The 14,939-nt window shown below is 54.2% G+C and carries 5 protein-coding genes; 4 read left to right on the top strand and 1 reads right to left on the bottom strand.

Annotated features, from left to right (window positions below; all coding sequences use genetic code 11):
* Positions 1-21: 21 nt before the first annotated feature.
* The 4 genes from ACIPR4_RS07640 to ACIPR4_RS07625 are packed head-to-tail and all read left to right on the top strand — an operon-like array spanning position 22 to position 5,307.
* The gene (locus tag ACIPR4_RS07640; RefSeq protein WP_245536479.1) at positions 22-1,527 is read left to right on the top strand and encodes a hypothetical protein; all 1,506 of its coding nucleotides are present in this window, start codon (positions 22-24) and stop codon (positions 1,525-1,527) included.
* 23 nt (positions 1,528-1,550) lie between these two features.
* On the top strand, positions 1,551-2,435 hold the full coding sequence (locus tag ACIPR4_RS07635) for a DUF6282 family protein (RefSeq protein ID WP_144312609.1): 885 nt from the start codon (positions 1,551-1,553) through the stop codon (positions 2,433-2,435).
* Between the two features lie 25 nt (positions 2,436-2,460).
* Positions 2,461-3,945, top strand: a complete 1,485-nt coding sequence (locus ACIPR4_RS07630; RefSeq protein ID WP_013568083.1) for a glycoside hydrolase family protein — start codon at positions 2,461-2,463, stop codon at positions 3,943-3,945.
* A 12-nt stretch (positions 3,946-3,957) separates the two neighbouring features.
* Positions 3,958-5,307 (top strand): glycerate kinase type-2 family protein, encoded by a 1,350-nt coding sequence (locus ACIPR4_RS07625; RefSeq protein WP_013568082.1) that lies wholly within the window; start codon positions 3,958-3,960, stop codon positions 5,305-5,307.
* Positions 5,308-5,705: 398 nt separating this feature from the next.
* On the opposite strand, the gene ACIPR4_RS07620 is transcribed toward ACIPR4_RS07625, so the two are convergent.
* Complete coding sequence (locus tag ACIPR4_RS07620; RefSeq protein WP_144312351.1) at positions 5,706-13,679, bottom strand: discoidin domain-containing protein; 7,974 nt, start codon at positions 13,677-13,679, stop codon at positions 5,706-5,708.
* Positions 13,680-14,939: the final 1,260 nt, after the last annotated feature.

Raw genomic sequence — 14,939 nt, 5'->3', positions numbered from 1 at the left:
TAAGGAGAAAGAATGGCCAACATGGACCGACGTACTTTTGTCGCAGGCGCGGGCGCAGCACTGGCGGCCGCAAATTCAGGAGTAAGTAACAAGTTGCTTGCAGAAGCTCTTCCTGCGCAGCAGAGTGAGAAGAAGGTTCCCACGATTGGGATTCAGATTGGGGGAATTTCCTTCCAGGATGAGGGCACGGATAAGGTGCTCGATATTCTGCAGGAAAAAGGCGCCTGCAATGCGCTCTTCATCGCCTGCTTCACCTACGGCAACGGCATTGCCGGGCGTCAGCTGCCGGGCCATCCGTTTCCAGATCATGGCGTGCAGAAAGAAGACAACTTCTTTGGTGGCTTCTACACCACGCCGCATGCGGAGTATTTCAAGAACACCAAGATGGTGCCGCATCGCGCTCCGGACGCGGGCAGTTATGACGTGCTGGCGGACGCGATTCCAAAGGCGAAGAAGCGCGGTATGAAGACCTACACGTGGAGTGAGGACGTGTGGAATACCAAGGTGCCGAACTTTGAGTTAATTGCAGAGCGTGATCTTTACGGCCGTCCGGCAAAGACCGCTTGCTTTCGCAATCCCGATCATCATGCATTCCTCATGGCGACCTTTCAGGACTGGACGCATTCGTATGAGATCGACGGCGTGATGTGGGGTTCGGAGCGTTACGGCCCGTTCGGCAACATGATCGAATCCGTGCATCAGCGCGACGGAAACGATCCTTCCCGTGTGACTTGCTTCTGCCAGTTCTGCCAGAAGGCTGCTGCCGGGCGCGGCATCAACGTGCAACGCGCAATGCAGGGTTACAAGGAGCTTGAGAAGTGGGTTCGCTTCTGCCGCGGCGGCGGAAACCCGCCGGATGGACATTACGTTACGTTCTGGCGCGTGTTGTTTGAATATCCGGAGATTCTTGCGTGGGAGACCATGTGGAACGATGGCGTGCACGAGACGTACAAGGCGATCTACGACGTTGTGAAAAGCGTGAATCCGAAGATGGAGGTGGGTTGGCACGTGTGGCATGCACACAGCTTCAGCCCGTTTTTCCGAGCACAGACTGATCTGAAAAAGATCAGTCCGTATACCGACTTTTTGAAGATGACGGTGTATGACAATCTTGGGGGCACACGCATGGAAACGTATATCACCAGCGCCAGCAAGACGATCTATGGTGATATGTCGATAGAGAACGCCCTGGAGTTTGAGTACAACATTATGGGCTATCGCGGCCGCAGCTATACGGAGTTGCCGTTTGTGGGACTCGATTCGAGCTATGTTTATCACGAGACGAAACGGTCCGTGGAAGATGTTGCTGGAACGCAGACGGAGATCTGGCCGGGACTCGACGTCGATATCTCGAATATGAATGTTGAATACAGTCATACGGCTCCTCCGGAGATCAAGGCCTGCACCAAGGCTTGCTTTGATGCGGGTGGGAAGGGGCTTGTGATCTCGCGGAAGTACTCCGAGATGAAGCTGGCGAATCTTGCGGCTGTGGGCGATGCTTTACGTGAAATGAAGGTGGTTTCGTAATGCGATTTACTGTGCTTGGAAGCATGTTGGTTGTTGCAGGTACTCTCTTCGGTCAGGGTGCTTCGTCCGCGAAGCCTCTGGCCGGAGCAATTGACATTCACATGCACTGTGGCCCGGACGTGTTGCCACGTTCCGTGGACGCGATCGATGTCGCGCGTCTTGCCAAGGCGGAAGGCATGCGGGCGATTGTTCTCAAAAACCACTACGTGCCCACCGCGAATGATGCGTATCTCGTACGGAAAGTAGTACCGGGCATCGAGGTCTTTGGCGGTATCGATTTGAATCGCACCGTCGGCGGCATGAACGCTGCGGCAGTTGAGAACATGGCGCACATCTCGGGAGGCTATGGCCGCATGGTGTGGATGACGAGCTTTGATTCCCGTGCGGCAGTTGAAGCCGAGAAGGGGCCCAACAAGCGTCCCTATGTTGCCGTAACCCAGGATGGCGAATTGCTGCCGGAGGTGAAGCAGGTGATTGCCGTCATCGCAAAGTACAACCTGATACTGGAGACCGGGCATAACTATCCGGACGAAATCCTGTCAATGATTCGCGAAGCGAATCGCGTGGGCGTGAAGCACATTGTCGTAACGCACGCGATGATTGCACCGATTCATATGAACATCGACCAGATGAAGCAGGCCGCGTCCATGGGCGCGTATCTGGAGTTTGTTTACAACGGCCTGATCGGCCCCTACAAAGAATTTTCCTTCGAGGATTATGCCAAGGCTATTCATGCAGTTGGCGCGGACCACATTATTCTTTCCAGCGATCTGGGCCAGGTGGTGAACCCGGTGCATACCGAAGGACTGAAGCGTTTTTATGCAGGTCTTCTGCAGGCGGGTGTATCACAGACGGAGATCGACACCATGGCTCGAAGCAATCCGGCAACGGTTCTTGACCTCAAATAGTTCTTACATACAAAGGAAATCAAACATGGATCGTAGAGAGTTTCTTCAGACAGCAGCCGGCGCGGCGATGACGGCCGCCGCGGCACCCGCCATCGCACTGAACCCTGCTGTGCGCAAACCCAAGAAGATGATCGGAATTCAGATTGGCGCGGTGTCTTTCACAGATGAAGGCACGGATGCAGTCATCGAAGAGTGTCAGCGCGATGCGTTTGTGGACACACTCTTTGTCGCAACGTTTACGTACGGCCGCGGCATTGGTGGACGCCAGGTGCCGGGGCAGCCGCTGCCCGACCACGGCAAACAACAGTATGACAAAGACACCTTCGTCGGCGGTTGCTACACGAACTACGACAAAAAGTACTTTGCCGACACGACACTGAAGGATTTTCGCGCGCCCGACCTTGGTAACTATGACGTCCTGGAAGATGTGATCCCAAAAGCGAAGAAGCATGGTGTCAAGACAATTGCCTGGTTTGAAGATGTGATGGGCAAGGACCTTCCCGGTATCAAGCCAATGCAGGATGTAAACCTGCAGGGTGAAAAGATCGGCAGCATGAACTTCAATGCGCCGGAGCATCGTGCATGGATTCTCGGCATGGTGGAGAACTGGACGCGCAACTACGATCTCGATGGCATCATGTGGGGATCGGAACGCCAGGGCCCACTTTCGAATGCTCTTGGCGCAAGCCATTCTCATCCTGCCCTCTCCAGCGTCTGTGATTTTTCTGAACACACTGTTGCAAGAGCCAAAGCGGAGGGGATCAATCCGGATCGTGCGAGGAAGGGCTTCGAGGAGCTGGAGAGGTTCGTTACCGCATCGCGCAAGGGCGTTCGTCCTTCCGACGGCTACTACGTCATGCTGTGGCGCCTGATGCTGCGTTACCCGGAGCTTCTGGCATGGGAGTCCCTGTGGACGCGCAGTCTGCGCGAGACGCAGAAGGCGATCTACGACAAGATCAAATCCATCAAGCCGAATATGGGCGTGGGTTGGCACGTATGGCATAACAACTCCTTCAACCCGATCTATCGTGCGGAACAGGACTATGCCGAGATGGCGCCATATTCCGACTTTCTGAAGGTCGTGATCTATCAGAACTGCGCCGGGGAGCGCATGGTGGACTATGTTAATTCGGTGGGGTCGACTTACTTTGCGGATGTGCCGAAGCAGGAACTGCTCGACTTTCACTACCGCGTCCTTGATTACGGCCCGGAAGCGGATATGAAGCAACTTGCAGCCAGAGGATTTTCCGCCGACTACGTCCTGCGAGAGACCAAGCGCGCCAGGGAGGGCCTGGCCGGTGCAAAGACGAAGCTGTGGCCTGGGATCGACATCGATATTCCTACTGCGCAAGGAAGCGCGAAGAGCACTCCTGACATCACAAGACAAGTGGTCGAGGCTGCATTTCATGGCGGGGCAGATGGCGTAATTCTGTCACGCAAGTATTCTGAGATGAAGCTGGCCAACTTGCGGGCCGCCGGTGAGGCGGTGCGCGCACTGAAACTGGTCTAGAGGGAATAAAGCGTGCCACCGTTCCTAGATAGAGAAGAGATCGCGCCAAGGCAACAGAACCCGAAAGGCTATGCTCAGTGGCTTTTCACCCAAGTGATGTTACGGGTGAACGTGCCGCGGAGCATGCGCGACTCTTTCGTCCTGGAAGGAAGCGAACTTCGTGTAGGCGAGGACCGTTTCGATCTGCGTCTGTTCAAACGCATTTTTCTTGTCTCGATCGGCAAAGCTTCTGTACCTATGGCGGAGCACGCTATTCAAACGCTTGGCGATGCACTTCCGTTGACGGGGGTGGTGGTTGGGCTCGGTACATGGGCTGCACCCCCCGGAATTCTCTCGTTGCGGGGTGACCATCCCGTGCCGGGAAGAAATTCATTCGTCGCGGCGCATGAACTTCTTCAGTTGATGCAAACGGCCGACGAAGACACCCTGGTTCTCTATCTCATAAGTGGTGGAGCCTCCGCCATGGCAGAAGCTCCGCTCGATGCTTCCATCAGTTCAGAGGATCTGTCCGCATTCTATAGACGACTGCTTCATTCCGGACTTGCAATCGGCAAGACAAACGTTCTGCGCAAACACTTCTCCGCGATCAAAGGCGGTCGTCTGGCGCTCGCGGCAGGTGCGGCGACGCGATGCACGGTTCTTATCTCGGATGTTCCACCGGGAAGGCTCGACATTGTGGGCTCGGGCCCGTCGCTTGCGGATACCAGCACCGTGGAAGAGGTTCGGCGTATCCTCGCAGAAACGCCATTGCTTGCACCTGTTCCCGAGGCGATGGCGCGGTTTTTAGAGCAAATGCCTGAGACGCCCAAGACTCTTCCTGAGGGGCGCTTACCTTCGACCAGTCTCTCATTGTTGTCGAGCGACTCACTGATCGAGGAAGCCATACAACTGGTCTCCACCGCTGGATATCGCGTCATCGTCGACAATACCTGCGATGACTGGGATTACAGCGATGCCGCGAAATATCTTGTGGAGCGGGCACGCGAGGAATCCGTTGCATCGATTCCGCTCTGTATCCTCTCCGCCGGCGAGGTGACGGTTTCTATCAAAGGGCAGGCTGGTCTTGGCGGACGCAACCAGCAGTGGGCGCTTCGGGTCGCTCAGTTGATCGACGGTCAGTCGAACTTTGTCGCGATGAGCGTTGGTTCGGATGGGATTGATGGAAACAGTCCCGCCGCAGGGGCCGTTGTCGACGGCTCAACATGGCAGCGTGCGCTGCGGGCAGGAATGAATCCGCAAAATGCACTCGAATCCTTCAACGCCTATCCATTGTTTGAAGCGCTGGGAGATACGGTGGATCCGGGCCCTTCAGGAAATAACATTCGAGACCTCCGCGTAATTTTCGTAAACAAGCAACCTTAAGACTCTCAGTTCGAAAGCAAGAGAACAACCAAAGTTGTCATCGGCGTTCCATAAGAGTGACTAGGAACAGCGAGATATACGCCACTCGTAAGAATTGACCTTCGACAAGGAACAACGCCTGAATATCGTGAGGCGGTCGGACAAACCGTCTATGAATCGATGCTGGAGCAGATTGCTTTCGGTGACCCGAACTGCATTTGAAAGAGAGCAGATCGCTCCGTGTAGTAGCCACAGAGATGAGATTGACGTTCCGGACTGCACAACGAGCGATCCGGCATTTGTGCAAACTGTCGAATACAGTCACCTTGTGGAGTTTGCGTGATAGAAATACGTCAAATAATTAGATAAACAGCAGGCATGGCGCTCTCAGAATGTGCGAACGCCATGCCCCTTACTCATTACCAACCAATCCCAAAAACCATGTGCTCCGCTTTTACGTTAATTGAGCCGCTCTGATTATTGTTGTCGTCATAAGCAAAGCCGTATGCCAACCCATCAATGGAGTGTCTATGCCAGAATGCCGAATAATAATTGGCCGGTGCTGGCGATGTACTGTAGTAGGTCGAAGCATTAGCCCAGTTGGCTGGGTTGGAGAGAACACCCCGATTCGTCGCCGAGCAGACCTGGTTTTGCAACTGTCTCTGCACAGCGTCTTCATCCTGGAGGGCCGGGGTTGAACCATTACTCATGTCGACTCCTTCATTCATGCTGCCGTTGCATAGGAATACCTCCTGGGTGGAAGGTTGTTGCACCACGAAGGTCTCGCCAGCATGGCTTGCACTGGGATTGACTTCCGTAAAGGTCAAGGTCGAAGCGACTGCAGTACCTTTGAATTGGCGACCGCTGACGGTGATCGTGATTGGACTGGTTGCGTAGGACTTCCATGCAGTTGCAATCACATTGTCGAAATAGTGAGCATTTGCTCCGTCCGCCGCCATAGGCATGCCAAGGCTGGCTGGCGAAAGGATATTGAGGTTGTTCATCGTGGGTGGTTGGAACTCCGCCGGTACTTCAGTGGCGAATTCCGCATCGAGCTGTGCGATGGATTCAGTGATGCCGATCCGCTGGTGCGAGGTACCTCCGGCACTCCAGACGTCAAGCGTTAGAGGTAGGCCGAACCGGTCCACTTGGGTCGTGTTGATGTCCATCAGGGTTTCATTATCGAATTCATACCAGTCAAGGGGAGTATTAAAGTTGGGATCGGTTGCATTGGTACGGCTAGGGCCTGCGTAGCCCACGACCTGTGTCGGGTTATTAGGGTCCGGATTAATTTGAATGTAAAGGGGTTCGCCAAGTGAGATGAATGCGCGAGCCGAGACCAACGTGGGAATCTTCAGTAGCTTGGTTTGTGCCAGCGAGAAGGAGTAATTGCCATAGTTCTTACCATTCTTGGTGAGGTGATTGGGGTCAGCACCGTCATTGAGAGTGAAGTCAATGACCGTGCCGTCTGAAGTCAGATAAGCGAAAGCATTATTGTTCGCGGCATCCCTTCCTATGACAGTGACAAAGATCTGTCCATCCGTCCAAGTTCCCTTGGTGTTGTTTTGCAGATCGACACCGACAAAGCCCGGAAAAATCGGATAGTTCGGACCGGTATTGACGGTAAGAGTTGCTGGGGGATTTGAAGTAATGGTTCCATTCGCATTGCCAACGATAACGCTGTACTGGTTGCCGTTGTCACTCGCAGCGAGAACGGGAGTCGTGTAGCTGGCTGCAGTGGCACCCGTGATAGGAGTGGTTCCCTTCAGCCATTGGTAGGTGAAGGGACCTGTGCCAGCGGCGACCACGGTGAAGGTCGCAGTGCCGCCAACAGTCGCCGTCTGGTTGGCAGGTTCCGTGGAGATAGTTGGAGCATTCCCTACGTTGTTGACGGTAAGAGTTGCTGGGGGATTTGAAGTGATGGTTCCATTCGCATTGCTGACGACGACGCTGTACAGGTTACTATTGTCGGTTGCTGCGAGAAGGGGAGTCGTGTAGCTGGCTGCAGTAGCACCTGTGATCGGGGTGGTGCCCTTCAGCCACTGGTAGGTGAAGGGACCTGTGCCAGCGGCAACCACGGAGAAAGTCGCAGTGCTGCCGACATTCGCCGTCTGGTTGGCAGGTTCTGTAGTGATAGTTGGAGCGCTCCCTACATTGGTCCCCCCTACACCGTAAACCTGGAACTCATAAATCGAGTATCCGTATGGCGACGAGCGAGTTACTCCTAACATACGAACATAGCGTCCGTTTGCGGAGGGGAAGGTGATGTTTTCCGTTCCACCGTTGCCGTTGGATTGGGTATAGACGGTTGTCCAGGTCTGCAGATCTGTCGAGACCTGGATCTGGTAGGCCTTTCCGAAGGAGTTCTGCCAGTCGATCACGACCTGCGCGATCGTCTTTAGCGAGCCGAGATCTATCTGGAGCCATTCTTTGTCGAAAAATGCCGACGACCAGCGAGTGGTTGTGTCGCCGTCTACGGCATTAGCTGGTCCAAGCTGAGCGTTCTCGTCAGCGCTTGAAGTAGCCGGTTGATTCAGTGCCAAGTTCGGGCCCGTAGGAGCGGGAGAGTTGACCGTCAGCTTTGCGCCTAAGGAGGTTGAGGCTCCAGAGGCGTTCGTTGCGACGAGAGTGAAGATGCTGCTGTTGTCCTGCGACGTAGCTATCGGTGTGGTGTAGCTCGTTCCGGTGGCACCCGATATAGGAACACCATTACGATTCCATTGAAGGCTGATGAGACCGGTTCCGGTAGCTGCGGCGGTGAACGTTGCGCTCTTACCGCTTATCACTGTTTGGCTGGTAGGTTGAGTGGAAATGACCGGGACGTCTGCGCCATAGACCTGGAACTCATAGAACGAGTAGCCATACGTCGTAGCCCTGGTAAGTCCGAAGAAGCGGATATAGCGATTAACCGTGCTGAGGAGGGGAACGGTTTCCACGCCCCCCTTTCCTTCATTTTGTTTAGCAACCGTTGTCCAGGCCTGCTCGTCATTCGAGACCTGAATCTCGTAGGCCTTGCCGTAGGCTGCCTCCCAGTAGATCATCACCTTGCTTGTGAGCATGGGGGAACCAAGATCTACCTCGAGCCACTCGGTGTCTGTGTGGCCAGATGACCAGCGGGTAGTGAGATCACCGTCCACGGCATTGAGTGGGCCAAGGTTGTTGTTCTCATTACTGCTGGAGGTTACCGGCTTGCCGAGTGCAAGGTTCGCAATGCCGACGGTTGGGGTGACCGGATCGGTGACCGTGAGCAGAGCACTCGAAGAAGGCACAGAAGCCGAACCATTACTAACAATTACGCTGAAGGAACTGTTAGTATCCGCCAACGCAAGAGCCAGCGTCGTATAGGTGGCACTCGTTGCGCCTGGGATGATGACTCCATCGCGGAACCACTGATAAGTGCATGGAACTTTACCGTCTGTCACGACCGTGAACTGCGCCGTGGCGCCGACAACTACTGATTGGCTGACTGGCTGCGTGATGATCGTCGGCAGCACTGGACCATACACCTCGAACTCCCAGAACGAATAGCCGTAATGTGTAGCTCGGGTCAGCCCCCTCATGCGTATATAGCGTGCATTCACGGTTGGGAAGGTGAGATTATCGACACCACCCAGTCCATTGTTTTGTGTAAATGCCGTGGTCCACGTATTTTCATCACTGGAGGTCTCAATCACGTAGGACTTGCCGTAGGAATCCTGCCACCGTATGAGGGCTTGTCCGATGGGTTGAACTAAGCCGAGATCCACCTCGTACGACTCGGTGTCGAAGAATGCCGAGGACCAACGTGTATTGAAGTTGCCATCCACACCATTCTTCGCGGGGAAAGAACCGCTCTCGTCTGCGCTGGATGTCGCCGTCTTGTTCAACGCCAGGTTAGGACCGACTGGAGCCGGGCCGTTGCCATTGCCGGTGCATGCTGTGGCATTGCCACACGGAGGCGGAGGAGCAGTGCCACCGCCTGTACCGCCGCCGCCACCACCTGTCGGAGGAGGAGCCGTACCATTCACGGTCAGCAGCGCGGTGTTACTGGTTGCAGTCAAACCGTTACCGCCAGTTACAGTGACCGAATACAGTGCATTGTTATCGTCCGCCGTAATCAACGGTGTTGTGACGGTAGGAACTCCCGTGACCTGGAAGGCCACGCCGTTTTTCAGCCAGGTGTAGGTAGCAAGAGCGTTGCCGGACGTAGTCGCTGCCACAGAGAATGTAGCCGCCTGGTTTGCTTCCACCGTGGTCGGTGCGGGTTGAGTGGTGATGACCGGTACTGTCTGTACGTCGCCCAGCACGCAGAGTGTCGATCCCGGGGAGTTATCCTTGATGCCGGCGGATACCCCGCCGGTCGAATCAATGATGACAGCACGGGTCGCATCGACCGGATCATCGGTAGAAGTCCAGGTTGCCCAGAAGGTTGGAAAGGCGCAAGAGGGACCTGACGAACCTGAGATAGCAAGCGCTTCGTCCTTAGTTGGAATGCGCATACCAAGTGTCTGGCAGTAGTTGATGGCGGAAACCTGCGTGAACTGCCCGTCCGCCGAGTTATCAGTGGTCTTAGGCGTATTCTTCCACGTCAGGCCACTTAGATTATCCAATACAAGGGTGGAGACGGACGGATTGAGAGTCCAATGTTCTTTGCGGTCGCCGCAAGCGGCGCCATTATAGGTGGCTAATTCATGAATCGAAATACCATATTGATCGTTACGCTCCGTAGCAAACAACCGGAGATAACGTGCGGTCTGCGTGGGGAAGGTGAAGTCCTCCACTTGGCCGGTGCCGGCGGTTTGCACATGAAATGGCGCGCCCCAGTCTGTGCCGTCGCTCGAAACCTCCATGTCATAGGCCGTGGCAAAAGAAGAATCCCAGGTAATCTTGGAGCGATTGAACGTCATCGAGACGCCGTAATCGATCACAAAAAACTGTGGGACTGCGGTTGCCGGATTTGAGAAATTCGATCCCCAGCGTGTGGTGGTATCTCCATCGATTCCAAATTTAGCAGCCAAACCAACCGGATCTTCAAAACTGCTAGCAGAGGCTGTCTTGCCCAATGACATATTGACGCCTGGGGGAGCAAGGCTTAGCGTGGCGGCTTTAGACTGCGCCATACCGGCACTATTACTTACCGTGACGATATAGCTTCCGAGAGAACTATTCGATACAGACTCAATGGTCAAGATGGGCGAATTGCCGCCCACCTTTAGTCCAGTATTTTGATTTGTCCAGACATAAGTTAGCGGCTGCGAACCTGTGGCTACTACCGTAAAGGAAGCTATCTGCCCCGGAAGGGCAACCACATTGGCTGGATCCGTTGTAACGACCGGAGGGCGTGCTGGATTTACCGTTAGGATCGCCGGATTAGACTGAATCGTCGTCACGGGATTTTTGATCAATACCGCAAAGACATGACCGTTCTCGGTAGTGTCAGACGTTTGCAGCGTGTAGGTACTGGTGATGGCTCCAGGAATGGGAACTGTGTTATCTGTCCACTGATAACTCAGAGTAGGAGATCCAGTTGCCACAACAGAGAACGTGACGGATCCTCCTGCGTCAATGGCTTGCGAAAGTGGCTGCGTCGTGATGACCGGGGCTGCTGGCGCAACCACGGTGAGAACTGCGTTCGTCGAAGGTGCGCTGCCTAAACTGTTTGAGACCGTAACGCTGTAGACTGCCTGATCGTCCCCATCTGTCGTGGGTGGGGTATCAAATGTAGTCCCCATCGCGCTCGGAATCTGCACACCTCCCTTAAACCATTGGTACTGCAGCGGACCAGCACCCGTCGCAGTGACGCTGAAGTGAGCGGAGAAACCGCGGGTCACGGACGTATTCACTGGCTCTGCAATGATTGCTGGAGCCGTAGCCGAAGGGGTTTGCTGAGGGATAGGGAAAATATTGAATGACGCTGTAGCGCTCTTCAGGTTTGGCGACGTTGCGGTGACCGTGACGGCCCCAGGGTTGAACTGGCTCTTGACCAGGATCGTCTGAAGACCGCCCTCGGCTGGCAAATTAGGATCGCCAGGGGCGTGGTAGCTATGGGGCTGCGTTGGATCCACCAGCTGCACCGTGCCTCCGACATAGGTGGCATTGCCGCTGACAGAGAAAGTAAGGAGATTCGTCGCATCTGGAACGAGAATTCCGTTCTCGTCTACAACCTTGGCGTTGATCAGCTCAAAGTCCGAGCCATTCGCTGTCACCTGAAACGTCGTGCCATCCGGACGAGTCACATTCGGTACAGGCTCCAACACAATTTGATAAGGAGTTCCTGCTGTCGTGAGAGTGTCTGTCACAGGAGTTCCGGTAACCGGATCGTTCACCACTGCGCCAGATTCGTCCATACATGCAGCAACCGCTGTACCCGATTGCCAGTTCACCGTCCAATGAGCCTGAGCGGCGAGTTTGGTCGTCAACTCCGTGGCGACAAAATCACTGTCATTGTCAGCCCGTGAGCTCGATGGATTCGGAATCTGATCCTGACCCTGCTGAACACCGTTAATCAAGAGGCGGACGGAGGGGCAGTTGCTCCAGGCATTCACCTGAATCGTTCCTGTCCGGTTCCAGGTATTTGCCAGCTTAACCACTGGCTTGTAGATTTTCCCTGCTGCATCACGGAACGGACGCCAGTTTGCCTTTTCTATGTAGTAAAGCAATCTCGGATGCCGTTCGAAATCCACCATCGAATCGCCGATACCGCGTTCAATATTGTGGTTGGCATCGATGTCAGGCTCCACATATTGCCCTTCCTCGCCAGTAGAGTCTGCGAAGTACCACTGCGCAAAACCCATAATCTTCGAGTCGAGTCCCTTGCTCCAAGAGTCGATGTATTTTGCAGCCATGGAGATTTCGTGATCGTGGTCGTACGAGAGTGAACCTGGGCCCCACTCTTCCGCACCCCAGACCGGCTTGCCCGGAACGGATTGCTTGACGCCGATCTCGCAACCTTCTCCCGAGCAGCTCAAAAAGTCGCCGTTATTCTCGTATTGGGGATCACCGCCGGAACGATCGGACTGAGGACGACCTCCAAAGGGTCCTCCGATTGGTCCATCGCTACCGAGGAAGTCCCATTGTTTGCCCACTGCCGCGACCTGTTGTGCAAACGCGGGAAGAGTAACACCATTGTCAGCCTCATAGGCTAGGACCGATGCGTGGCTCCGATCTCGAATAATCATGTCGCGATGCAGCTCAAGCTTGAGCGCTTCCTGATCGCAAGTCATTTTGGCCGTTGGGCCACATGGATCACTGAAGCCATTTTCTCCATCGCCACTGGGGTCGACGAGCATGACACCAAGAGCGTCCGCCGCATTGATAAATTCGTCACCCTCCGATGCGTGGCCCGGCCGCCACAGATTCCCGCCCATAGCGGCGAATTGCTGAAGATCACGCCACTTCTGCTCTTCTGACATGCTTGATTCGACACCCGGGTAGTTATACCGAGCACCCGCACCATTAAGCTTTTGCACCTTCCCATTGACATAGACGAAATTTTGATCCCACATCACGGTTCGGATACCGAGCATGCTCTGCTTGGAATCGATCACCACGCCGTTCATGCTCACAGTGTGGAACACCTTGTATAGGTAAGGCCCGCCATAAATTGAATTATTCGGATACCACAGTGTAGGCTTATTGACCGTAAGAACCTGATCAAACATCACCGGCAGCGGGTTAGCGTGCGTACTTGCCGTAATAATCTGGTCATCTTGCCGGGTTGCTACGACGTTACCGTTGGCATCTACAATTTGCGTCGTGAGCGTAACATCCTGAGGTGTTCCACTTTCATTCATGACATTCGTCTGTATATGAATCGTCGCCGAATCATCGCTTGCAGCATCTGTGGCAAGGTATGTTCCCCAGAGTTTCGAACCGGAGTACACGTTTTCCGGAATATAAATCTTGTCCGTGATGTACATCATCACATTCCGAAAGATGCCCAGATCACCCATGTCAAAACGGAATCCCCCGGCAAAACCGATGTCTGGAAACCAGTTTGCGTTGCGTGCTGCTCGAACGGCAATCACATTGTCGCCACCGAAATTGATGTAAGGTGTCAGGTCGCAAATGAACGGTAGAAATCCCTCCACATGGGTCGCCTGTGGCGCAAAGGCCTGTGTACCGGGAATCAGGTTGCCGTTGATGTAGACTTGCGCGCCCGTATTCACGCCACCAAAGACTACTTGCACTTTGCGATTCGAATACTGTGTGCCTACGGTGAAATGCTGACGGTACCACGCTGGATTACCGTTAGAATCTCCGGCACCGCCGCCGGACGTCTCATTGGTGAAGGTAAAGAGTTCATCGGCGGAAGTTGGCAAACCCACAGATTGCCATGAGGCGTCGTTGAAGCTATTGTTTTGCGCGCCAGCCGGGTCCTGGCCAGACTCAAACTTCCAAGGCTGATGGCCCATGTTAATAACCACCCTCTCCGAGGGTGCCAACACCGTTCCTTGCGCTATCAGCGCCTGAAGCGGCAAAAGAAAAATCAAAGCTAAAAGGCAGAAAAATATTCTAAAATCGCGATCACATTGCTTCAATGGTCTAACCTCAATCGTTGTATTCCTTATATCGATCCGCAGAGCCACAAAGGCCTAACGGGCAGTTTCGAGATGTTGGATCAAAAGATCGTTGCGTGCCCCGTTGATGAAAATCTGAAATCTCGTATAAGCACCTTCGCGATTCAGAAGTTACTGGCCCTCATACTTGGGGTCAACCATGAGATGCAGTCGACACCAAGTATCCTGTCCCGTATCGGAACCTGTACCACCACCTGAGTCCTGTGTATTCCCGGCGCGGGAAATGTAGAGGTGAAATTATTTAAATAAACACACAACCACCAAATTAATTTCTCGCTAAAGTAGCTTCCTCATAAATAAAACTGTGAGTCCAAATGAGAGAACTGATGTGGCGCAACATTTTCGCCTCGCACATAGGATTGCAAGCCCACTTCTCGCATGCTTGGTCTTTGCAGGTGGTATCGCCAAGCACTTTATTTTCAGGAGTGTCCGTTTTATAGACACGAGCGCTGACGGAATATTCCATAGAATCCTGCCACATGAATTTTTTTTGGCTATTCGGTCACGCAGCGACCTCCGCGGATCCTGCAGGACCTCTCCCACCAGCTCCAAGTGATGGATCCGGCTAGTCTGGGTTGAGCACATTCCGTCTGTGCTGAAGGAAGTTGAGGTGGTGTGCCGATTACGCAACTGGTCGAGCGGCTGGAAGCTAACGAACAGACGTTTGTCGTTTGCCACAATAAATTTGTTCTTCAGTACATTTGGTGATTTTTTGCAGCGCGTCTGTTCGTGGATAAGAAAGAGGTAGCTGTGGCGACTCTTGATGGCACAAGGACGCTGCTCCTGAACCAGGTTGAAGTAAAGCTTATTTGTCGTCTGACCGAAAGACCGAACGATTCAGATGGAGGTCCAAGGCGGCCCTGGTCGGCACTGCGCAGATCATGCCAGGACGGTTCCATCCTGGCCACTCAGATATAGGTGTGGTGCGGGCGGAGGGACTCGAACCCACACGACCGGTTAAGGTCTGCGGATTTTCATACCACTTCGGCTTTCACCGCCCCACAAGTACGGGTTCGTGGTCTGGACTATACCTTCACCATTCCCCACTCGGGGTTTAGGTGCTGCCCGTCTAGTCTCTACACCTTCCCGGAAGTG

Source organism: Terriglobus saanensis SP1PR4 (assembly GCF_000179915.2).
GTDB lineage: Bacteria > Acidobacteriota > Terriglobia > Terriglobales > Acidobacteriaceae > Terriglobus > Terriglobus saanensis.
The sequence above is the reverse complement of the archived record's forward strand: the minus strand, read 5'-3'. Positions and strand labels throughout refer to the sequence as shown.

Excerpts from the sequence above, each read along its gene's own strand:
- ACIPR4_RS07635 (WP_144312609.1), top strand. The coding sequence starts at position 1,551 with ATGTTGGTTGTTGCAGGTACTCTCTTCGGTCAGGGTGCTTCGTCCGCG.
- ACIPR4_RS07620 (WP_144312351.1), bottom strand. The coding sequence starts at position 13,679 with ATGGGCCATCAGCCTTGGAAGTTTGAGTCTGGCCAGGACCCGGCTGGC.
- ACIPR4_RS07640 (WP_245536479.1), top strand. The coding sequence starts at position 22 with ATGGACCGACGTACTTTTGTCGCAGGCGCGGGCGCAGCACTGGCGGCC.
- ACIPR4_RS07630 (WP_013568083.1), top strand. The coding sequence starts at position 2,461 with ATGGATCGTAGAGAGTTTCTTCAGACAGCAGCCGGCGCGGCGATGACG.